Source organism: Catenulispora sp. GP43 (assembly GCF_041260665.1).
Taxonomy (GTDB): Bacteria; Actinomycetota; Actinomycetes; order Streptomycetales; family Catenulisporaceae; genus Catenulispora.
The window spans coordinates 88,641-112,969 of sequence record NZ_JBGCCT010000004.1; the positions used below are offsets into that span (position 1 = coordinate 88,641).

Consider the following 24,329-nt stretch of genomic DNA (forward strand, 5'->3'; position numbering starts at 1 on the left):
CGGAACCTCACCGTTCGTCATCGTCGGTACCGCCGTACGCGGCTGCTTCGAGTTCGCTGAGCACCATTTCCTGCACCAGCTCCGCCAGGGCGGCGATGGTGCGGGAGACCATGACGTCCCTGGGGGTCAGCGAGACGTCGAAGGCGTCGTTGGCGCGGGAGGCGATGAGCAGCGCGCGCATGGAGTCCCCGCCGAGCAGGAAGTAGTCGTCCTCGACGCCGACCGACGTCTCAAGGCTCTGCGTCCAGATCTCGGCCAGCACCTCCTCGGCGGGGGTGCGGGGGGCCACCTGATCGGTGCTCTCCTGTTCCTCCGGTGGCGCGGGCAGCGCGGCCCGGTCGGTCTTGCCGCTCTCGGTGAGCGGGAAGCGGTCCAGGACCGCGAACGCCGAGGGGACCATGTACCCCGGCAGCGAGCGCGCGAGCAGCGCGCGCAGCTCGATGCCGGCCGGTGCCGCGGCGCCGGGCTCGGTGCGCAGGTGCGCGACCAGGCGCGGCCGTCCCGGCTCGTCCTCCCGCACGCTGACCACGGCGTCCAGCACCGCCGGGTGGCGCACCAGCGCAGCCTCGACCTCGCCGGCCTCGATCCGGTGGCCGCGCAGCTTGAGCTGGTGGTCGGTGCGGCCCAGGTAGTGCAGCTCGCCCTTGCGGTCGCGGCGCACCAGGTCGCCGGTGCGGTACATCCGGGTGCCGGGCGGGCCGAAAGGGTCCGCGACGAACCGCGACGCGGTCAGCCCGGGCCGGCCCAGGTAGCCGCGCGCCAGCGCCGGTCCGCTCAGCCACAGGTCGCCGGGCACGCCGCCGGCGACCGGCCTGAGCCGGGCGTCCAGGACGTAGACGCCGAAGCCGGGCAGCGCGCGGCCGATCGGCGGCGCGGAGCCGTCCGGCTCCAGCGGCGCGGACCAGGTGGCGACCACGGTGGCCTCGGTGGGGCCGTAGGAGTTGACCATCCGGTGGTGCGGCGCCCAGCGCGCGACGAGGTCCGCGCCGCACGCCTCGGCACCGACGATCAGGGTCTTCATATCGGGCAGGCTGCCGGGGGTGTCAGCGGGCAGCGTGGACAGCGCCGCCGGCGGCAGCAGGGTGTGGGTGATCCGCTCCTCGCGGAGCACCCGGGCCAGCTCGTCGCCGAGCAGCGGACCGGGGGCAGGCACCACCAGGCGCGCGCCGTAGGGCAGGGACATACACAGTTCGAGCACTGAGGCGTCGAAACTCGGTGTGGCGAAGGCCAACACCCGGTCGCCGGGTGCTACCTGGTAGTGCTCTGCTTCGGCGGCGGCGAACCCGGCGATGCCGCGGTGGGTGACCACAACGCCCTTCGGCGTCCCGGTGGAACCGGAGGTGTAGATGACGTACGCCGGGTCGTCCAGGTCCAGCGGCCGGATCCGGTCGGCGTCGGTCGGCCGGTGGCCGCGTGCCCCGTCGGACGGCGCGGCCAGCAGGTCGGCGATCTCCTTGGCTTCCAGGGTGAGCGCCGGGGCCGCGTCCCGCAGCATCATCTCGACCCGCTCGTCCGGATAGCCGGGATCGACCGGCAGGAAGGCGGCGCCGGCCTTCGTGACCGCCAGCTCGGCCAGCACCATGTCCGCCGAGCGCGGCAGCAGCAGGGCGACGACGTCGCCGGGGCCGGCGCCGCGCGCGATGAGCCGGTGCGCCAGCCGGTTGGCGAGCGCCTCGACCTCGGCGAACGTCAGCTCCCGGCGGTCGGCGCCGAGCGCCGGGGCGTCCGGATGCCGGTCCACGGCGGCCTCGACGAGCGCGGGCAGCGTGGCCGGGGCGACCGGGCCGAGCAGCGGACGAGCGGGGCCGCGCAGCAGGCGGGCGCGCTCGGCGTCCGGCAGCACGTCGATGTCGTCCAGCCGGACGGCGCCGTCCGAGGCGGCCAGGGCGGACAGGGTGTGCAGCAGCTGGTCGGCCATCGATGCGGCGGTGCCCGCGTCGAAGTACCTCGGGTCGTAGCCGAGTTCCACACTGAGTCGCTCGTCCGGTGAGACGACGACGGTGAGCGGGTAGTTGGTGGCCTCCCGGGCGTCCAGCTCCCGCAGCAGCAGACCGTGCGCCCCGGCGGTGGCGTCGCCGACCGGGTAGTTCTCGAAGACGACCAGGCTGTCGAACATCGACGTGCCGGGCGGCAGGTCGCACAGCCGGCGCAGCTCGGACAGCGGCACGTGGTCGTACCGGCGGTCCTCGGCCTGCGCCTGCTGCATCGCGCGCAGCCAGGCGCCGCTTTCGGCGCCGCCGTCCACCCGGACGCGGGCCGGCAGGGTCGTGATGAACAGCCCGACGATGGTGTCGGCGCCGGCCAGGTCGGCGGGCCGCCCGGAGACGGTGGTGCCGAAGCACACCTGCGACTGGCCGCTCCACCGCGACAGGAGCAGCGCCCACGCACCCTGTATCAGGGAGTTGAGCGTGAGGTGGTGCCGGCGGGCGAATTCCTGGAGCCGGCTGGTCGCGGCCGGGTCGAGCCGCTGCGAGAGCCAGGTTCCGGAGCGCGCGGTCGCGGTCGGGGCGGGCCTGCGGTCGTAGGGCAGCGCGGTGGGTGCGGTGAGATCGGCCAGGACGGCCCGCCAGTGGTCGGTCGCTCCGGCGCCGTCCAGGCCGGCGAGCCAGGCGGCGTAGTCCGCGAAGGGCCGGCGCTCGGGCAGGTCCGGCTGCTCGCCGCGGACGAGCGCGGCGTGCGCGGCCAGGACGTCGGCCAGGACGTGGAAGACGCTCCAGCCGTCCAGCAGGACGTGATGGAAGGTCCACGCCACGCGCACCGCGTCCGGTCCGAGCCGGATCAGGGCCAGCCGCATCAACGGGGCCTGATCCAGGGGCATCGGGCGGCTGCGCTGTTCGCCGAGCACACGCTCCAGCTCCGCGGCGCGCTGCTCGGCGGACAGAGCGCTCCAGTCGTGCTCCGTGACTGGCAGCGTCACGTCCTGGTGCACCACCTGCACCGGGATCGGCATGCCATGCAGCGCCACGGCGGTGCGCAGCACCGGGGTGCGGTCGACCACGTGCTGCCAGGCGGCGGCCAGCACATCGAGGTCGCGGGCACCGTCCAGCACGAAGGTGATCTGCTCGATGTACAAGCCGTGTTCGGCCTCGTCCAAACCGTGCACGACCATGCCGGTCTGCGTCGGCGTCAGGGGGTAGACGTCTGCGACGCCCGCCCCGGTGCCGACCAGCCGGTCGACCGCCGCCTGGTCCAGGGACGCCAGCGGGAAGTCGGACGGGGTGCGGCCGCCCGCGCCGGGCTCGGCGCAGTGCCGGATGATCGCCCGCAGTTCCTCGGCGAGCTCGGCCGCCAACCGGGCGACGGTGTCGTGCCGGTGGACCTCGGAGGAGTACGACCAGGTGAAGTCCAGCCGCCCGTCGCTCACCGTCCCGAGGACGTCGAGCAGGAACGGCCGCTCGGCCGTGCGGTCCATGCCGCCGGTCAGCGCGCCCTGGTTTTCCCGCGGGTCTTGCCGACCGAGGTAGTTGAAGCTGATCCGGGGCAGGTCCGGCAATTGCACGATGCTGTCGGAGCGCAGGTAGCGCAGGGCACCGTAGCCGAGTCCGCCGCGCGGGACGGCCCGCAGGTTCTCCTTGACCGCCTTGAGCGCGGTGGCGGTGTCGGCGTCGCCCGGGACGTCCAGGGCCACCGGGTACATCGCGGTGAACCAGCCGACGGTGCGGGTCAGATCGACGCCGTCGAGCAACTCCTCGCGGCCGTGCGCCTCCAGCGCCACGGTCACCCGGTCGCGGCCGGTCCAGCGGGCCAGAACCCGGCCCAGCGCGCAGAGCAGGACGTCGTTGATCCGGGTGAGGTAGACCTCCGGCACGTCCTGGAGCAGCGCGCGGGTCTCCTCGTCGTCCAGGCCGACGGTGAGGGTCTGCTCGGTGGCGGCGGTGTTGGCGCCGTCCAGATCGGTCGGCACCGGAGCCGGGGCGGCGAGATCGCGCCAGTAGGCGAACTCGTCGTCGAAGCCGCCGGCCTCCGTGTGCTCAGCGAGCCGCCGGGCCCAGGTGCGGAACGAAGTGCTCTTCGGTCCGAGGGCGACGGGCTCTCCCGCGCGCAGGGCCTCATAGGCCGATTCGAAGTCTTCCAGGATCAGGCGCCAGGACACCGCGTCCACCACGAGGTGGTGCGCGGCCAGCACCAGGAGCGGGCGACGCTCGCCGCCGAAGCGGCACAGCGCGGCCCGGAGCAGCGGTCCGGCGGCCAGATCGAAACCGTCGATGAGCCCCTCGGTCAGCTCCTCGACCAGCTCCTCGATATCAGCTTCCTGATCACGAACCATCAGATCCACCGTGCCATCGGGCGCGGTGCCGTACTGCCGCCACTGCCCGGGCCCGGCCGGTTCGTACCGCTGGCGCAGCGCGTCATGCTGCTCCAGGACCGCGCTCAGCGCGGCACGCAGCGCCGACTCTTCGACATCGGGCGCGAGCTCGTAGGAGATCGCCTGGGTGAACCGCGCGTCGGCGCCGAGGGTCCGGAACATCCAATGCTGCACCGGAGTCAGCGGCACGTCGCCGACCACCGCGCCCTGCTCCGCTGTGATCTGCGCGCTCGGGGCCTGCTCGGCGGCCAGCGCGAGCTCGGCCAGGGTCTGGTGCGTGAACAGGTGCCGGGGAGTCAGGGCGAGCCCTGCCCGGCGGGCGGCCGAGACCAGCTGGATGCCCAGGATCGAGTCGCCGCCGAGCGCGAAGTAGTTGTCGTCGGCCCGGACCTCGGGCACGCCGAGCACCTCGGACCAGATCGCGGCGAGGGTCTTCTCGGCCTCGGTGCCCGGCGCCCGGTCGCCGCGCGCGGCGGGGACGGACCACACCGGCTCGGGCAGCGCCCGCCGGTCCAGCTTGCCGGTCGCGCCGAGCGGCAGCCGCGCCAGCGGTACCACGAGGGCCGGTACCAGATGGTCCGGCAGCCCGCGGGACAGGAACGCACGCCAGTCGGCGGCCTCCGGCAGCTCGGCGTCCGGGCGCGGCACCGCATAGCCCACCAGACGCTTGTGGCCGTCGTGGTCCACCACCCGCGCCGCGGCCGCCGCCACCGCCGGATGGCGGGCCAGCGCGGCCTCGACCTCGCCGAGTTCGATCCGGAACCCGCGCACCTTCACCTGGTCGTCGGTGCGGCCGAGGTAGATCAGGTCGCCTTCGGCACTCCAGCGCACCAGGTCGCCGGTGCGGTACATGCGCCGGCCAGCCGGGCCGAAGGGATCGGGCAGGAAGCGGGACGCGGTCAGTCCGGGACGCCGCAGATAGCCGCGCGCGACACCGGTACCGGCCAGGTACAGCTCCCCCGGCGCGCCGACGGGGACCGGACGCATCCGGTCGTCGAGCACGTACGCCCGCGTGCCGCCCACCGGTCGGCCGATCGGCGGCTCGCGGTCGGGGTCGTCGGGGTCGCACAGGAAAGCGGCGGCGTAGACGGTGGCCTCGGTCGGGCCGTAGATGTTCATGACCCGGCAGCCGGGCACCGCCGCGCGCACCTGGCGCACGGTCCGCGCCGGCAGTGCCTCGCCCGCGAGCACCACAGTGTCGGCGCCGACGTGCACGACATCCTCAGCTAGCAGCCGTCCCAGCGCCGAGGGCACCGCGCTGAGCAGGCCGGCGCGCCACGGCTCGGTCCGATCGGCCAGGGCCAGCACGTCGTGCACGACCTCCACGCAGCCGCCGGACAGCAACGGCGAGAAGATCTCGAACACCGACACGTCGAAGTTCAGCGACGTGGACGCCACGACGTGCTCCAGCCCGCGGCCGGCGAACTCGGCCACGGCCCAGTCGACGAGGGCCAGGACCGAGTTCTGGGCGACCACGACACCCTTGGGGCGTCCGGTCGAGCCCGAGGTGTGGATGACATAGGCGGGGTGCTGCGGCAGCAGGGCACTGCGACGCTCGCGGTCGGCGAGTGCGCCGGTGTCCGCGGCGGCCAGCCGCTCGGCGCAGGCGGGATCGTCCATGTCGTCCAGCACGATCCGGGTGACCGCGCCCTCCGGCAGCCGGTCCGCGGTCCCGGTCGTGGTGATCACGGCGTCCGGCCGCACGTCCGCGAACAGGAAGGCGATGCGTTCGGCCGGATATCCCGGATCCACCGGAAGGTAGGCGGCACCGCTCTTGAGGACCGCGATCAGCGCGACGATCAGATCGGCGGTGCGCGGCAACGCCAAGGCGACGAAGCGCTCGGGTCCGGCTCCGGCTTCGATCAGCAGCCGGGCCAGCCGGTTGGATCGCTCGTCGAGCTCTCGGTAAGTAAGGACTCTGTCTGCGAACCGGACCGCGGGCGCCTCGGGCGTGAGGGCGGCCTGGCGCGCGAAGACCTCGGGCAGGGTGCGCGCCGGTGCCTCGGCGACCGTCCCGCCGAACCGGCCGAGCAGTTCGCGGCCCCGGTCCGCCGCCAGCAGCGGCAGGTCGGCGAGCGGGCGGTCCAGGTCCTCCGCCAGCGCCGTGAGCAGCGTCTCCAGACTCGCTCCGAGCCCTTCGACGGTCGCCGCGTCGAAGGCGGCGGGGTCGTAGTCGAGGTTGACGGCCAGGGCTTCGCCGGGCTCCACCACCACGCTGAGCGCGTAGTTGGTCGGCTCGACGTCCCGCTCGGATTCGACGGCCAGGCCGTGGCGGGATGCCGCGTCGGCGTCGAACGGATAGTTCTCGAAAACCAGGATGCTGTCGAACAGCGATGTCCCGCCGGGCACCTCGCTCCAGGTCTGAAGCTGCGCCAGCGAGACGAACTCGTGGCGCCGGTCCTCGGACTGGACGGCCTGCACCTCGCGCAGCCACTCCCGCACCGGCCGGCGGCCGTCGATCCGCACCCGGGTCGGCAGGGTGTTGATGAACAGCCCGACCATCGAGGTCACCCCGGCCAGGTCGGCGGGCCGGCCGGAGACGATCGTGCCGAACACCACGTCGTCCCCGCCGCCGTAGCGGGACAGCAGCAGCGCCCAGGCGCCCTGCATGACGGTGTTGACGGTGAGCCCCGCGGCCTGCGCCGTCTCGCGCAGCCGCGCTGACACGCCGCCGTCGAGGATCACCTTCACCGACTCGGAGGAGCTGGCCGGGTGCGCTTCGGCGGGACGCCGGTCCCGGGGCAGTTCGGTGGGGGCGGGGAACCCGGCGAGGGCCTCGCGCCAGTACCGCTCGGCCCTGGCGGAGTCCTGCCCGGCCAGCCAGCGCAGGTAGTCGCCGAAGGGCGCGCGCTCGGGCAACTGCGGCCGGCGTCCGGAGGAGAGAGCGGCGTACCGTTCGCAGACCTCGTCGAAGAGCTGGGCCGCGCTCCAGCCGTCGAGCAGGACGTGGTGGAAGGTCCACACCATCCGCACCCGGGTCGGCGAGAGGCGGATGAGCGCCAGCCGCATCAGCGGCGCCACGCTCAGGTCGAAACCGGCAGCCCGGTCCGCGTCGAGCAGCCGGGCGGTCTGCTGCTCGATCCGGTCGGCCGGCTGCCCGGTCCAGTCGTGGCGGGTCACCGGGATGACAGCCCGCTGCTGCACGACCTGGACCGGCTCGGCGCTGTCCTGCCAGCTCAGCCGGGTACGCAGAATCGGGTTGGCGTCCGCGGCACGTTGCCACGCCTCGGCCAGCGCATCGACGTCGGTGACCCCGGAGAGCACCAGTTGGACCTGGTTGAGATAGGTGCTGCTGTCCGGTTCGAGCAGGCCGTGGAAGAGCATGCCGGCCTGCATCGGCGTCAGCGGGTAAAGGTCGGCCACGGCGCGGCCGTCACCGACGATCCGGTCCACGGCGGCCTGGTCCAGGCGCGCCAGCGGGAAGTCCGAGGGGGTGCGTCCACCGGCGCCCGGGCTGTCACAGTGCTCGACGATGCCCTCCAGAGCACGCAGCATGTTCTGCGCCAAAGCGGTGACGGTCTGCTCGGAGTGCCGGCCGACGCTGTAGTGCCAGCTGATCTCCAAGGTGTCGTCCTCGACACGGGCGACGACGTCCAGCAGGTGCGCGCGCGCCGTGTCGGGGTCCTCCGCGCCGCCGAGGCCGCCGGGGACGGCGCGGACCAGGACGGCGTCGTCCGCCGACCAGTCGAACCGGCCCAGGTAGTTGAAGCTGACGCCGGGGTCGGGCACGCCCGCGAGCTGTTCGTCGCGGGCGATGTACCGCAGCGCGCCGTAGCCGAGCCCTCGGTCGGGCACCGCCCGCAGCTGCTCCTTCACGGACTTCAGCACGGTACCCCAGTCCCCGTCGGGGACCTGGAGGGCGATCGGGAAGCAGGTGGTGAACCAGCCGAGGGTGCGCGAGAGGTCGACGTCCTCGAAGAGCTGGTCCTCGCGGCCGTGCCCCTCCAGGTCGATCGCGACGGTGTCCCGCCCGGCCCATTCCCCGAGCACCCGGCCGAGGGCGGCGAGCAGCACGTCGTCGATCCGGGTGCGGTAGACGCCGGGAACCTTGCGCAGCAGCTCGTCGGTGCGCGCACGGTCCAGACGGACCGTGACGGCCCGGACGTCGGCGGCGGTGTTGCCGCCGCCGACGTCCATCGGGAACGGCGTCGCGCAGTGTTCTGCGACTTGCCGCCAGTGGGCTCGCTGGTCAGCGAACCCACCAGTCTCGGTGTGGGCGCGCAGCCGCCGCGTCCATTCCTGGACGGAGGTGGTGCGCTCGGGCAGGCGAAGCGTGCGGCCGGCCAGGGCCTGGCGGTAGGCGGTTTCCAGGTCCTCCAAAAGGACCCGCCAGGAAACCCCGTCGATCACCAGGTGGTGCACGACCAGAAGCAGCCGGGCCGGCTGGTCGCCGCCGGTGAACAGGCGGGCGGTGAGCAGCGGGCCGCAGGCCAGGTCGAAACCGGCGTGCGCCGCCGCCGTCGCCTGCTCCTCGGCGCTGAAGTCGCAGACCTCCAGCAGGTCGGGAGCAGGGTCCTGCGAAGGCGTGCAGAACTGATGCCAGGCGCCGTCTTCACCGATGACGAACTGGCACCGCAGCGCGTCGTGGTGCGCCCACAAGGCTTTCAGGGCGCGACGTAGGGCGTCCGGATCGACCACATCAGGGGCCTGCAACACGACCGACTGGTTGAAGAACGCGGCCTGCGCCGGACGCGGGTCGAGGAACCAGGACTGGATCGGGGTCAGCCCGACATCCCCGCTCACCGGCTCGGTCCCGGCGACGGTCCGGGCGGTGTCGGTCGCGGCGGTGGCCAGCGCGGCGATGGTGGGATGCCGGAACAGGTCGCGCGGGGACAGCGCGAGCCCGGCGCTGCGCGCGCGAGAGACGACCTGGATGCTCAGGATCGAGTCGCCGCCCAGCATGAAGAAGTTGTCGTCGGCGCCGACCCGGTCCACCCCGAGCAGGTCGGCCCAGATCGCGGCGAGCACCGTCTCGGTCTCGGTGCCCGGGGCGCGGTAGGCGGTGTCGCCGCTGCCCGCCGCCCAATCCGGCGCGGGCAGCCGCCGCCGGTCGACCTTGCCGTTGGCGGTCAGCGGCAGCTGCGGCACCGCGACGAACGCGGCCGGCACCATGTAGTCCGGCAGATCCGCTTCCAGATGCGCCCGCAGCTCGGTGGCCGAGGGCACCTCGGCGCCGTCGGCCGGCACAAGGTGGGCGGCCAGCCGCTTGCGCCCGGCGTCCTCGTACAGCGACACGACCGCCTCGGCGACAGCTGGATGGACCCGCAGCCGCGCCTCGATCTCGGCGGGCTCGACACGGAAACCGCGGATCTTGATCTGGTCGTCCACCCGGCCGACGAAGTCCAGGTAGCCGTCCTGGCTCCAGCGGACGACGTCGCCGGTGCGGTACATCCGGCTCCCCGGCACCCCGAAGGGGTCGGCGAGGTAGCGCACGGCGGTCTCCGCGGGCCGCCCCGCATAGCCCCGAGCCAGCCCGGCGCCGGCGATGTACAGCTCGCCGGCGATGCCGGGCGGCTGCGGCTGCAGGGCCTCGTCGAGCACGTACACCCGGGTGTTGTCGAGCGGGCGCCCGATGGGCAGCACGGCGAACAGCGGGTCGCCGGCGTGGAAGATCCGCCGGGTGGCGAAGGTGGTGGTCTCGGTCGGGCCGTAGACGGCGATCGCGGTGAGCTCGGGGCAGGCCGCCAGGACCCGGCCGACCACCGCGCCCGGCACCGCCTCGCCGCCGGTCCACACCTCGCGCGCACCGCGGAAGCAGCCCGGGTCCTCCTGCGCGAGCAGGCGGAACAGGCCGATGGTCAGGAACAGGAAGCGGACGCCCCGCTCGGTGATGGCACGGCGGACCCCGGCCGCGTCCAGGTCTTCCGGCGGGGCCAGGACGGCGGTGCCGCCGCGCAGCAGCGGGGTCCAGACCTCGTAGGTGGACGCGTCGAACGCGTGCGGGGAGTGCACAAGGACCCGGTCGTGCTCGTCGAAGGCGCGGTCGAAGGCAAGGGCGACGACGTCGCGCTGGCGGACCGCGACACCCTTGGGGTTGCCGGTCGAGCCGGAGGTGAACATCAGGTACTGGATGTTGTCGGGATCGACGGTCGGGATCGGCGTCGTGGCCACGGCTGCGCCGGTCGGCAACGGCTGGTCGTCGGCCGCGTCCAGTCGCAGGACACTGTCAGCGGAGGTCAGCTCGCCCGCGATCCGCTCCCATTCGGCGTCGGTGAGCACCAGCTCGGCGCCGGCCTTGGCCAGCATCGTGCGCAGCCGCTCCTGCGGCGCCCGGCCGTCCAGCGGCACGTAGATCCCGCCGAGCCGCACCAGGGCCAGCTGCGCGACGATCAGCCACACCGAACGGTTCATCAGCACGCCGACCGGACGCTCGACCCCGACTCCGCGCGCGGCCAGCCGATCGGCCAGTGCGGCCGCCCGCGCGTCCAGTTCACGGTAGCTGAGCTGCTCGTCGCCGGCGTCCAGGGCTACCGTGTCCGGCGTGCGGCGCACCTGCTCGGCGAAGAGTTCTGCGACGCTGCCGGCGGGCAGTTCGGCCGCGGTGTCGTTCCAGACGTCGAGCACCTGCGCGCGCCGCTCGGCGGTCAGCAGCGGCAGCCGGGACGGCGCGCGCCGCGCACCCTCGGGCATGCCCTGGAGCAGGACCCTGAGGTACTCGGCCATCCGCCGCGCGGTGCCGGCGTCGAACAGCTCCGGGTCGTAGCACAGCCGCAGGCCCAGCTCGGGGCCCGGATAGGCGACCAGGGTGAGCGGGTAGTTGGTGGTCTCGGCGCCGTCCAGACCACTCAGGCGCAGGCCGTGCGCGGCGGCGAGGTCGTCGTCCACCGGGTAGTTCTCGAAGACGACGATGCTGCCGAACAGCTCGGCGCGCTCCGGCAGCTCGGTGAACGACCGCATCCGGGTCAGCGGGACGTAGTCGAACCGCCGGTCCTCGCTCTGGTCCTGCTGCAGCCGGCGCAGCCAGTCCAGCAGAGTGCCGGCGGCCGGTACGGTGGCGCAGGTCGGCAGGGTGGCGATGAACAGCCCGGTCATCGCCTCGGAGCCGGGGAGCTCCGGCGGGCGGCCGGACACCGTGGTGCCGAACACGACCTCGCGCCGTCCGGCCTGGCGGCCCAGCAGCAGCGCCCAGGCGCCCTGAACCAGGGTATTGATGGTGAGACCGGAGGATTTCGCGAAGCTCTCCAGGGCTCGTGTGGTGTCCGCGGGCACGGTCATCTGGATCGAGTGGCTGGACTCCGCGCGGTGGCTCTCGCGCGGTTCGCGGTCCCAGGGCAGCGGCGTGGCCTCGGTCAGAGCACCGAGGCGGGCACGCCAGTGCCGCTCGGCCTGGGCCCAGTCGCGCTCGCGCAGCCAGGCCACGTAGTCGCGGTAGGGAGGACGGTCCGGCACGGTCTGCGGCTCCGGAGCGAATCCGGACAGCTCGGCGTGGCGGGCGAAGACGTCCGTCAGCACCTGGAACAGGCTCCAGCCGTCCAGGACCAGGTGGTGGAAGGACCACACCACGCGCACGCCGGTGTCGCTGATCCGGGCGAGTGTCAGCCGCTGGAGCGGCGCCTTGGCCAGATCGATGCCGGTGGTGCGGTCCAGGCTCAGCAGGTCGTCCAGCCGGCCGCCGCGCTCGTCCGGCGTCAGCGCGCGCCAGTCCAGCCGGGTCACCGGCACCTGGGCGCGGCGCTGGATCACCAGCAGCGGCTCGGGCACGTCCTGCCACACGACCCGGCCGCGCAGCACCGCGGTCCGGTCGGTCACGTGCTGCCAGGACGCGGCCAGCTTGTCCGGGTCGGGCACGCCGTCCAGCACGAACGTCAGTTGCTGGAAGTAGGCGGCGCTGTCGTGGTGGGACAGGCTGTGGAAGAGCATGCCGGCCTGGGTCGGCGTCAGCGGCAGGACGTCCTCCACCTCGCCGGGATCGCCGTCGGCGATCCGGTCCACGGCGGCCTGGTCGAGGCGGGCCAGCGGGAAGTCGGACGGGGTGCGTCCGCCGGCGCCGGGCTGCGCCGCGTGCCGGGCCAGACCGGCCAGGGCGTCGGCGAACCCTGATGCCAAGGTCTCGACGGTGGCCCTGTGGTGCCGCTGGTCGCTGTAGAACCAGGTGAACTCCAGCACGTCGCCGTCCAGCTGCCCGACGATCTCCAGGGCGTGCGGGCGCGCGGTCAGCGGATCGACGTCCAGCTCGAGCGACCGGAAGGTGGCGCGGTACAGGCTGTCCGGGTCGTGCGGGAACGCCATGCGCCCCAGGTAGTTGAAGCTGACCTCGGCGGCGGGACGGGTCTTCTTGAGCCGGCCAAGCCCGTCGAGGACGTCGTGGCCGATGCCGTGCCGGGGGACGGCACGCAGTTGCTCCTTGACCTGCTTCAGGACCGTGTCCCAGTCGGCATGCGCCGGCACGGCGAGGGCGACGGGATGCCGGGTGGTGAACCAGCCGAGGGTGCGGCTGATATCGAGGTCTGCGAAGAGCTCTTCACGGCCGTGCCCTTCGATGTCGACCAGCACCTGGTCCTGGCCGCTCCAGGCGCACAGCACCCGGCCCAGCGCGCTCAGCAGCACGTCGTTGGCCTGAGTTCGGTAGGTGTCGGGCAGGGTCCGCAGCAGCAGGGCGGTGTCCTCGGGGCTCAGGCGCGTGGTGACCGAGGCGACCGAGGCGTAGGTGTCGGCGCCGTCCAGATCAGCCGGAAGCGGGTCCGCGGAGTCCGGTATCGCGCGCGACCAGTACTCGATCTCCTCGTCGAAACCACCTTCGGCGGCAAGCGCGTCAAGCCTTTGTGCCCACTGCCGAAGCGGCGAGGACTTGGTTGGCAGCGTCGCGCCCCGGTAGGCCCGGTCGAGGTCTTCCAGCAGCACCCGCCAGGAGACTCCGTCGACCACCAAATGGTGCACAGCTAGGTGCAGGACCGGCGGCCGGCCGGGTCCGCGGTCGTGAAGGACCGCGCGCAGCAGCGGGCCGTGGCTCAGATCGAAGGGCCCGAAGTGGGGGGTGTCGGTGTCGGGACCGGCATGCCGGGTCAGGCGTATTCGGGGCTGCTGGTCCTCAATGCGCCACCGCGCTTGCCCGGCGGCGGCGTCGGCACCGGCGCCCGCGTCGGCCGGGAAGACCGAGCGCAACGCGTCGTGGTGGGCCGCCAGGTCGTTCAGCGCGTTCTCGAGCGCCTCGGTGTCCACGTCATCGGGCACCTGGAGGGACAACGCCTGGGCGAAGTGGCCGGCTCGTCCCGCGGCGCTGTCGAACCACCAGCGCTGGATCGGTGTCAGAGGGCTGTCTCCGATGGCCTCCGGCGCGGCGGGTGCCGCGGTCCGCGCGCGGCCGGCAGTGTCCGCGCAGCGGGCGAGGGCGGCGACGGTCTGGCAGCGGTAGACGTCCCGGGAGGTCACCGACAGACCTTCCTGCCGGGCGCGGGCCACCACCTGGATGCTGAGGATGGAGTCGCCGCCGAGCTGGAAGAAGTTGTCGTCCGCGCCGACCGGCTCGACCTTCAGGATGTCCGCCCAGATGGCGGCGAAGGCGCGCTCGGTGGCGGTGCGGGGCGGGACGTGGCGCACGGTGTGCGCGGCAGGACCCGGATCGGGCAGCCGGTCGCGGTCGAGCTTGCCGTTGGGATTGAGCGGCAGCGCCGGCAGCACCACGACGGCCGACGGCACCAGGTACCCGGGCAGGGTCAGACCGAGCTCTCGCCGCACGGCCTCCGGCTCGGGCTCGGCGGAGCCGTCCGGGACGGCGACGACGTAGCCGATCAGACGCCGGTCCCCGTCGCGCTGGGAGACGGCGGCCGCCGCCTCGCCCACGCCCCGGCAGCCGCGCAGCGCCTCCTCGACCTCGCCGAGCTCGATCCGGAACCCCCGGACCTTGACCTGCTGATCGAGCCGGCCGATGTACTCCAGACCGCGCTCGGCGCTCCAGCGCACCAGATCCCCGGTGCGGTACATGCGCTCCCCCGGCACCCCGAAGGGGTCTGCGACGAAGCGGGAAGCGGTCAATCCGGGCTGGCCGAGGTAGCCGCGCGCCAGGCCGCCGCCACCGAGATACAACTCGCCCTCCACCCCCGGGGGCTGCGGGCGCAGTGCCCGGTCCAGGACGTAGGCGCGGGTCCGCGCCACCGGCACGCCGATCGGCGGCGCCTGCCCGGACGGCCCGTCCTCGGCGAACCAGGCGGTGGCGTACACGGTGGCCTCGGAGGGCCCGTAGAAGTTGGCGACCCGGGAGCCGGGCATCGCGGTCCGCACGTCCCGCACGACCTGGGCGGACAGGGCCTCGCCGGCCAGCACCACGGTGTCGGCACCGACCGGCGCGGTCCCCCCGGCGACGAGGTGGGAGACGACCGAGGGCACACCGCTGATCAGCCCGACCCGGCGCGGATCCGGCGCGTCGGCGAGCGCCGGCAGGTCGGCGACGATTTCGAGGCCGCCGCCGGCCAGCAGGGGGCAGACCAGTTCGAAGACCGACACGTCGAAGTTGAGCGAGGTGGAGGCGATCACCTGGTCCAGGTCGTGGAGGCCGAAGCGCTCCCGGACCCAGGCGGCGAGCGCGACGACGCTGCGATGGGTGACCACCACGCCCTTGGGACGCCCGGTCGAGCCCGAGGTGTAGATGACGTAGGCGGGGTGGTCGGGCATCAGCGGCCGGAGCCGGTCGGCGTCGGTAAGGTCGGCTTCGAGCAGGTCGGCGTCGCTGGTCTGGTCGCCGTCGGTCAGGGTGCTGTCATTCAACGAAGTGTCAGGCAGGATCAGCGGATCCCAGCCCTCGGGCAGCGCGTCCGCGGTCTCCCGGGTGGCGATCACCAGGGCCGGATCAGCGTCCTGAAGCATGAGACGGACCCGCTCGACCGGATACGCCGGATCGATCGGCAGGTAGGCCGCGCCCGCCTTCAACACCGCCCACAGAGCCGAGGGCAGCTCTGCGGAACGCGGAAGGCAGAGCGCGACCAGCTTCTCCGGACCGGCGCCGCGCGCGACGAGCAACCGGGCCAGCCGGTTGGCGCGCCGGTTCACCTCCGCGTAGTCCCGCCGCAGCGAGCCGCAGACGACGGCGGTCCGGTCGGGGGTCCGTAGCACCTGCTCCTGGAACAGGTCCGGCAGAACGCTGCCGACCAGGTCGCCCTCGCCGGGCGCCGGCGGGTTCCAGGCGTCGAGCAGCGCGCGCTGCTCCGGTTCCGCCATCAGGGGCAGCTCCGCGAGCCGGCGCTGCGGGCCGTCCGCCATCTCCGCCAGCAGGCGGTGCAGGTGGTCGGACATCCGGGTCACGGTCTGGGCGTCGAACAAGTCGGTGTTGTACTCGACGGTCAGCACGCAGCCGCCCCGCGCGTCCGGCGCGAACTCCAGGACCAGGTCGAAGCGGGCCGCCGGGCGGGGCAGCGGGTGGTCCTCCCAGCGCAGACCGCCGGCGGCCGGGAGGTCGGCGGCCGCCTGCTGCTGCACGACGAGCGCCTGCACCAGCGGGGTGCGGCTGGGGTCCCGCGGCGGCGCCAGTTCCTCGACCACCCGGTCGAACGGCACCCCGGCGTGCGCGAAGGCGTCCAGCACGGTGGCGCGCATGTCCTCGACGAACCGGTCCACGGTGACCGTCTCGTCCACATCGGCCCGCAGCACGACGGTGTTGGCGAAGAAGCCCACCACCTCTTCCAGCTCCCGGCGCTCGCGCCCGCTGGTGACGGTGCCGAACGCCACGTCGTTCTGGCCGGAGTAGCGATGGAAGAGCAGGGCCGACGCCGCCGCGAACAAGGTGAAGACGGTCGTGTCGCGTCCGCCGGCGAGGTTCCGCAGCCGGGCGACCAACTCCGCCGGGAGGGGATGCCGGTGCGCCGCGCCGGCCGTGGTGCGTACCGGCGGCCGGGACCTGTCGGTGGGCAGCGCCAGGTGCTGCAACCCGGACAGGCTGCGCTTCCAGTAGGCCAGGTCTGTGACATCGGCGTCGGCGTCGGCGGACTCGGCTCCGGTGGCGAGCCTTCGCTGTTCCCACACCGCGAAGTCCGGGTACTGCAAAGCCGGAGCGGCCAGGCCGTCCGCCTCACCGGTGACCTCGCCGTGGTAGAGCGCCGCCAGCTCGCGAGTCAGCACGCCGACGGACCAACCGTCGGTGGTGATGTGGTGCTGTCCCACCAACAGCAGGTGCTCGTCCGCGTCGAGCCGGACCAGCAGCGCCCGGGCGAGCGGACCGGTCGCCAGGTCGTAGGGGCGGCTCAGGTCTTCGGTCAGCAGCTTCTCGGCCGCCTCGGCGCGCCGGTCGGCGGCGACGTCGGACAGGTCGGAGATCTCCAGCGGCACGAAGGCGTCGGCGGCGATCCGCTGGACGCCCCGTCCCTCGACCGTGGCGAACGTGGTGCGCAGCGAGTCGTGCCGGGCGGCGAGCCGGTGCAGGGCACGGCGCAGCGCCTCGGGATCCGGTGTCCCGAGCAGCCGCAGGACGAAGCCGGTGTTGTACTCGTTTCCGCCGACGGTCAGATCGTCCAGGAACCACAGCCGCCGCTGCGCGTTGGACAGCGGGAGATCCGCCTCGCGCGGGGCGGGCGGGATCGGCTCCGGCGGCGCGGCGGTGTGCCCGGCGTCGGCACGGGCGTCCAGCATGGGGGCCAGGGCCGCGACGGAGCGCGCGGTGAAGACGTCCCGGACGGCGAGCCGATGGCCCGTCTCGTCCCGGAGCCGGGCCAGCATCCGGGTGGCCAAGATCGAATCCCCGCCGAGGTCGAAGAAGTCGTCCGTCCGCCCGACCGCGTCCAGGCCCAGGACCTGCGCCCAGATCGCGGCGAGGCTGCGCTCCTGCGGGGTCAGCGGCGCCTGCGACTCGCCGGCGGCGGCGCTCTGCCGGACCGGGGCCGGCAAGGCCCGCATATCAATCTTGTTCTGCGCAGTGAGCGGCATCGCCTGAAGGACGACGACGGCGGAGGGCACCAGGTGCGCCGGCAGCTCGGCGGCCACCGCCGCGCGCAGCGCCGCCGGGTCCGGTGCCCGGCCGGCTTCGGCGGGGGTCACGTAACCGACCAGACGTTCCGCGCCCGGCTCGTCCTCGCGGAGCACGACCACGGCCTCGCCGACCCCGGCCTGCCGGCGCAGGGCCGCCTCGATCTCCCCCGGTTCGATCCGGAAACCGCGGAGCTTCACCTGCCGGTCCACGCGCCCGAGGAATTCCAGCTCCCCGTCGGCTCTCCAGCGCACCCGGTCACCGGTGCGGTAGAGCCGGGCGCCCGGCGCGCCGAAGGGGTCTGCGACGAACCGCGCGGCGGTCAGGCCGCCGCGGTTCAGGTAGCCGCGCGCGACGCCGTCGCCGCCGATGTACAGCTCGCCGGCCGAGCCCGGCGGCTGGGGCCGCATCGCCGGGTCGAGGACGTGCACGGCGGTGCGGGGCAGCGCGCCGCCGATCGTCGGCGTCCCGGTGTCGGCCGACAGCGGCCCGGTCCAGGTGGCCACGATGGTGGCCTCGGTGGGACCGTAGGAGTTGATCATGCGCCGGCCCGGCGCCCAGCGGTCGACGAGCGCCGCCGGACAGGCTTCCGCGCCGACGATCAGGGTGCTGAATCCCCGCAGCGCGGCCGCCGCCGAGGACGGGACGGTGGCCAGGGCCGCCGGCGGGATCAGGGCGTGGGTGATGCGGTGTTCGTCCAGGACGGCCGCGAGTTCCTCCCCCAGCCAGGGACCGTTCGGCGGTACCACGAGCGTGGCGCCGGCCAGGACGGAGATGAACAGCTCCAGCACCGAGGCGTCGAAGCTGGGCGAGGAGAACTGCAGCACCCGATCGCCCGGCCGGACCGCGTAGCGCTCGATGGCGGCATCGGTGAACGCGCCGATCCCGCGGTGGGTGACCGCCACGCCCTTCGGCGTCCCGGTGGAGCCCGATGTGTAGATCACGTATGCGGTGTGGTCGGGGCCGACCGCCGGGGCCGGCGCCTCGGCCGCTTCCTCGGCCACTTCCTCGGCCACTTCCTCGGCAGCACTGTCCATCAGGGCTCGAAGACCGGCCAGATCGTCGAGGGTCACCGCGGGTGCCGCGTCGGCGAGCATCATCACCCGCCGCTCGGCCGGGTAGGAGGGGTCCACCGGAAGGAAGGCCGCGCCGGCCCGCGCGACGGCCAACTCCGCCGCGATCAGCTCCATCGAACGCGGCAGGACCAGCGCCACCGTCCGCTCCGGCGCCGCACCGCGTCGCACCAGGTGGCCGGCCAGCCCGTCGACCCGGGCCGCCAGCTCCCGGTACGTCCAGGTGCGCCGGCCGTCGCTGAGCACGGGCGCGTGCGGTGTGCGGGCCACCCACGCGGCGAACAGCCCACCGAGCGTCGGGTACGCCTGCGGCCCGCTGGAGGCGGCTGTGGAGTGGTCGGCCATGATCGATGTCCTTCCGGAGCGGAGCAAGGCGGCAGGCGCCTCCCGACCTGCGGCGGCGGTTCGGGCGGCGCGGTGGTGTGGCAGTGCGGTGGCGCGACGGCGCGGCAGCGCGGCAGCGCGGTCGCGCAGTGATGCGGCAGTGCGGTCGCGCAGTGATGCGGCAGTGCGGTTACCCAGTGATGCGGCAGTTGCGTGCAAGTCGGGTGGCAGTGCGGGCTCAGGCGAAGGTGGTGCGGCGCGCGGTGCGCCCCGATATCTGCACCCGGTCGATGACACCGGTGTCCGGGTCGCGGTGGAACCGCCCGCCGGGCTGCCTGCGGCCGGTGGCCGGGTCGACCAGATCGCAGGACAGGTCGGCGTAGCACAGCAGCGGCAGCGCCAGGTCTCCGTCGATGGACAGCGTCGGGGACCCATCGGGCTGGAGCGCGATGCGGTACCGGGTGCCACCGTTGGCGTAGGTGCCCGCGCAGTCGGGCAATGCCACCGGGTCGCCCGCGTCCGACGGCGCCATCCCGGCCGGCACCGCCATCCCGGTTATTCGGGCCAGTTCCTCGGACAGGTCTTGCCACAGCGCAGTGCCGGCGCCGGCGTTGCCCGTGAAGGCGACCACCACGCCGCTGTCCGGCTCGAAGCGCAGGTGGCATGAGGTGCCCTGGGCGTTGCCGTCGTGGCCGCACCACGTCTGGTCGCCCTGCTCGAACAGGGCCAGGCCCAGCCCCCAGCCGTCCGCGAGCGCACCGGGTTCGGCGCCGGGCTCCGCGCCCCTCATATTCTTGACGATCGCAGAGGGCAGGCATAGGCTTTGCCCAGCCACAGCACGACCCAGAACGCCGAGGTCGATGGCGCTCGCGAGCAGCGCGCCGGCCGGAGCCTCCAGCGCGGCCAGATTCTGTTGAACCGGACGGGTCCGGCCCGTCGCGATGTTGAAGCCGTGCCCGGCTGCCACGGGACGCCTGGCAGCCACACCGAGGAACGCAGGCGTTATCCCCATAGGTTCGAGGAGCAGTGCACCGACGGCTTCGTGCCACGGCATTCCGGTCACCGTCTCGGCGAGCCGTCCGGCGGCGACATAGCCCGCGTTGGAGTAGGAGAAGTCGGTCCCGGGCGTGAACAGCAGATCGCGCGCGGTGCACACAGAGGTGAGGTAGCGGGCTGAGGTAGTCCGTCCGGCGGTGTCGGAGTCGGGTCCGGTCGGCAGACCGCCGGTATGGCTGAGCAGGTGGCGGATCGTCACGGCGGGGACGTCCCGGAGCTCCGGGAGGTACTCGGCGGCCGAGTCGTCCAGATCCAGGTCGCCGTCGTCGGCCAGGAGCAGCACGAGCGCGGCCGTACAGGGCTTGGTCAGCGATCCCAGAGGGACCGCGGTGTCCGCGGTGAGGGGGGTGCCCGTGGCGACATCAGCAGTACCGGTGTGCACGGCGACGATCTCCGAGCCGGTGTCGACCACCAGTTGGGCACCGGGCACCTTGTGGGCGCGCGCGAGGGTGTCCAGGCTTTGCTGCAGTTCTTGGCGCAGCAGGAACGGCGTGTGTGTGGGGTTCATGAGGAAAGCACTCCCGTTGACATGGGTATCAGCTGGCTGGTTCTCATGCGCGGGTTCGGCGCCGACGGCCGGCGAGCACGGCGCGGGCGCGACGGTGCTGTGTCTACATCCTGGCGACCTCGACCGGCAGCCGGCGCACGCCGAGCAGAACAGCAGGGTTCTGATACGTGACGTCTTCGTAGGACGGGATCGTCAGGGTCCGGTACCGCTCCTGCAGCGCGAGCAGCGCGATCCGCGCCTCGAGCCGGGCCAGCGGCGCGCCGAAGCAGAAGTGGATGCCGTGGCCGAAGGTCAGGTGCGGGTTGGGACTGCGGGTGACGTCGAAGACGTCGGGCGCGCCGAAGTGCGCCGGATCGCGGTTGGCGGCCCCGAGGTGGGTCATCAGCATGCTGTCGACCGGCAGTTCGTGACCGCCGAGCACCACCGGCCGGGCGACGCGGCGCCCGAGTTCGGGGAAGGGCGGAAGCCAGCGCAGCACCTCCTCGATCGCGCCGGGCAGCAGACCCGGATCGGCGCGCAGCGCCTCGTTCGTCCCGGGCTGCCGGTCGAAGGTGACGATGGCGTTGCCGAGCAGCGCGGTCGTGGTGACGTGCCCGGCCACCAGCAGCAGCGCGACGAACCCGACCATCTGCTGGTCCCGCAGCCCGACGCCGTCCACCTCGGCGGCGATCAGCCGGCTGGTGAGGTCGTCCCCGGGATGCGCCCGGCGGGTGCGGATGTGCTCGAGCATGTACCCGTTCATCTCCCGGACCGTTGGGGCGATGGCCTCCAGCGCCCGCTCCAGATCGGCGGCGTCGGGCGCCTCGCCGAGCTGGTCGCCGCTGAACAGGACGCTGGCCCACTCCTGGAACAGCAGGTGCTCCTCGGCGGGGATGCCGAGCAGTTCGGCGATGACGATGATGGGCAGCGGGTAGGCCAGCGACTCCACGAGGTCGAACCGGTCCTGGTCGGCGACCGCGTCCAGCAGCTGCGCGACCAGCGCCTCGATGCGCGGCGCGAGCCCTTGCACGACCCGCGGCGTGAACGCCTGGCTGACCAGCGCGCGGAGCCGGCGGTGCTCCGGCGGGTCCATGCCGACGAAGTTGCCCTGCGTGAAGGTCTCGAAGTCCTCCTGGGTGGGGGCCAGGGAGGACAGGTCGGAGGAGAAGGTCTTCGGATCGGCCAGCACGGCGGCGGCGGTGTCGTAGTCGGAGACGCGCCACACGCCCAGAGCCTCGTCGTGGCACACCGGGCCGGCCGCGCGCAGGGCGCGCCAACGCTCGGGGATCTCCTCCAACGGGATCGTCGGAACATGCACTGGTTGGGCGGTCACATTCGCTCCTTGGGTCACGGCGCGCAGGCATGGCGAAGCCCAGGCGGGGATGACGGAAACACGGCAGCACGCAGCGACGGGGCCACGGGCGCGGCGACAAACATCCGCAGCCGACCACCGGCCAGGGGTGATCGGATACGAACAACCAGTTGTCAGCCGAGTCTTATAACTGCGGTGTACAGCGAAGTAAAAAGCCGTATACTGTAGAGGGGATGGACTCCCACAGTCGGCCTTAGCTCCACGTTCGGGCCCGCACAGCGGACCAACCCGGCATAGGCATTCCTTTCAGTGATCCATACAGCGGGGCCCGTACCGCGGACGATGCACGACAGACGCCGCGGGGAGAACTGTGCCCGAATCGGGCACTTTCCCACGTCCAATGCGGCACAGTCTTCACGATAGGTCACGCCAAGGCAACCCCCCGGAGTCGGCGGAGACCCAAAGCTCTGATTCGCCATGGCCGGCCGCGCTACCCCCTACCCGATCGTCACAAGCCATCGGTCCAGGTGGCGCAGCACGCCGGCACCGCAGGCGCGGGGGCGCGCGACCCGGCGGCCAGGCCTGGCGAAACACCGCCGCTGTCCCCCGATTCGCCTAACGCCCGGCCGGCGCCGGACGGCGCCGCTTAGGAAATCAGAGTTCTGGGTAAGAGGCCGCGCGGGATGCACGATCCACGGTCGGCGCGCGCGGACGCGAAGGAGGACTCTGATATGCGCTGTTGACAACGATGTGGCGTCACCTTGACCCACACCGTTCAGCCAGTCCGTTACAGAGTCCTGACAACCCGATCGGCTTCCTCCGCGGTCACTAGTTCCCGAGAGCACTAAGCCCCGGCCGACGTCCAGCCGGGGTCTTAGCCATGATCTGGAGGAACGCTTGTGGTAAACCGCATCCGCCGAGTCTCAGCCCTGGCGACTGCCACGTTCATCGGTCTGGCCACCGCCGGCGCGGCCGCGGGGACCGCTGCCGCCGGGACCGCTACCAAGGGGACCGTCACGCTGCCGAACGGCGACCGGGTGATCACCGCGGGCTCCGGGCGGGCGGCCACCGTCTCGGTGCTGTCGCCCGACGGGCACAGTGTTCCGGCGATGCGCTATTCGCCGAACCCGGCCCACAGCTATGTCATCCCCTACTCCGTGACCTCGTCCGGGCAGGCATATCAGCCGGCGCAGTACGACGTCGCCGCGTTGCACAGCGGTGCGCAGCCGAACCTCGCCCCGCACTATCCGATGCACATATTGCAGATCAATGCCGTCGATTCGACCGGCGCGCCCGCGAACGTCACGACATACCTTTTCGACGTCGACGACATGACGCGGTGGTCCGCACCGATCCCGGTAGTCAACGGGGTGGCGCGGGTCGCGGTCCCGGCCGGGCACTATGCGGCGTACACGCCGTTCACGACGTTCAACCCGGACAGCTTCACCGGCACCCTGCACATGGTCGCGCAGACCGACCTCACCGTCGACGGCGCCGGCGTGACGACCCTGAACGCCGACGAGCGCACCGCGACGTCATTGGTCGGCGTCCACACTCCGCGGCCGAACACGACGGACTTCACGTACACCGTCTTCGGCCGTACCGATGCCGACGGCCTGAACGGCTTCCTGACCAATCCCAATGTCGCGTCGGTCTACGTCAACGCACAGCCCGCGGCGCAAGTAGGCACCGCCAGCTTCCAGGTCCTCGGCTGGAGCGGAACGAGCCCGACCGGAACGGCGGACCCGTACCGCTACGACTTGATGTTCCCCGCCTCCGACCACATCGACGCCGACCAGACGTACCAGGCCGATCCCCAGCGGATCACCACCGTCCACAACATCATCGACACCGACGCGGGCAACCCCCAGCGCCAGGGCGAGTACATCATGGGCCCGTTCAGCCCCGAGAGCGGCGGAAACCAAACAGCCTCCTTCTTCTCGGTCCCGACGAACCTGACCACCTACATCGGCGCCCCAACCGGCGACGCCCAGTGGTTCCGCAGCATCATGAACGCCCTGCCGAGCGCCACCTCCGGAATACCGGCCGCCCTGCAGTTCACCAAGGACGAGGACGCCTACCAGGGCCCGGTGGAGCTGTGGCGGACGTGGGGCCACGGCCCGCTGACGGCTCAGGTCGGCCAGTACCAGCAGGCGCACAACACCCTGTGCCGGTCCTGCACCGACGGCGGCACCGTCGACCTGGGCCTGAACCCGGTCACGGACAGCGACCCGGACACCAACGCAAACCTGCTGGGCCCCGGCAGCGACCACTTGACGGTCTACCGCGACGGCACCCAGATCTTCTCCCAAGACGGCGCCTCGAGCACCGAACTCACCGGCCAGGCGCAGACCCCCGGCACCTACCGCATGGTGTTCGACCTGGACCTGAGCCAGTTCCCGATCACCCAGTCCACGGCGTCGCACACTGATATCACGGTGCCCTACACCCCGACACCGGACGCGAAGCCGAACCCGGCGTCGACCCTGCCGGCCGGCGACTTCTGCCAGGCCCAGGGCACCGGCACCACACCGTGCTCGATCCTGCCGGTCCTGAACCTGAACTACCAGCTGGCCACCGACGACACGAACACCAGCCACGGCCCGATCGCGGCCCTGCTGCTGACCGTCGGCCACCAGTCCTACGGCACCGCCGGCTCGCAGGCCCCGGCCACCGGCGCGACCGTGTCCGTGTCCTACGACAAGGGCGCGACCTGGACCCCGGCCTCGGTGATCCCCGCCGGCCAGAACCGCTACGCCGCGCTGTGGAAGAACGGCGCCAAGGGCGCCACGCCCTGGCTGAAGGTCACCGCCACCGACGCGCTCGGCGGCTCGATCACGCAGACGGTCGCGAACGCTTACACCGTCGGCTGACGTCAACGG

At 72.6% G+C, this 24,329-nt stretch carries 4 protein-coding genes; 1 reads left to right on the forward strand and 3 read right to left on the reverse strand.

The features are described 5' to 3' along the window. Positions 1–7: 7 nt before the first annotated feature. The 3 genes from ABH926_RS10620 to ABH926_RS10630 form a co-directional block, all read right to left on the reverse strand. Positions 8–18,613 carry a non-ribosomal peptide synthase/polyketide synthase gene (locus ABH926_RS10620; RefSeq protein WP_370365260.1) on the reverse strand — a complete coding sequence of 6,202 codons (18,606 nt, stop codon included), beginning with the start codon at positions 18,611–18,613 and terminating at the stop codon, positions 8–10. 217 nt (positions 18,614–18,830) lie between these two features. Beyond that, positions 18,831–20,156 carry a serine hydrolase domain-containing protein gene (locus ABH926_RS10625; protein WP_370365261.1) on the reverse strand — a complete coding sequence of 442 codons (1,326 nt, stop codon included), beginning with the start codon at positions 20,154–20,156 and terminating at the stop codon, positions 18,831–18,833. A 103-nt stretch (positions 20,157–20,259) separates the two neighbouring features. Beyond that, positions 20,260–21,468 carry a cytochrome P450 gene (locus ABH926_RS10630; RefSeq protein WP_370365262.1) on the reverse strand — a complete coding sequence of 403 codons (1,209 nt, stop codon included), beginning with the start codon at positions 21,466–21,468 and terminating at the stop codon, positions 20,260–20,262. A gap of 878 nt (positions 21,469–22,346) precedes the next feature. Here ABH926_RS10630 and ABH926_RS10635 point away from each other — a divergent pair. Beyond that, positions 22,347–24,320: a hypothetical protein gene (locus tag ABH926_RS10635; RefSeq protein ID WP_370365263.1), complete on the forward strand. Its 1,974-nt coding sequence runs from the start codon at positions 22,347–22,349 to the stop codon at positions 24,318–24,320. The last annotated feature ends 9 nt before the right edge of the window (positions 24,321–24,329 follow it).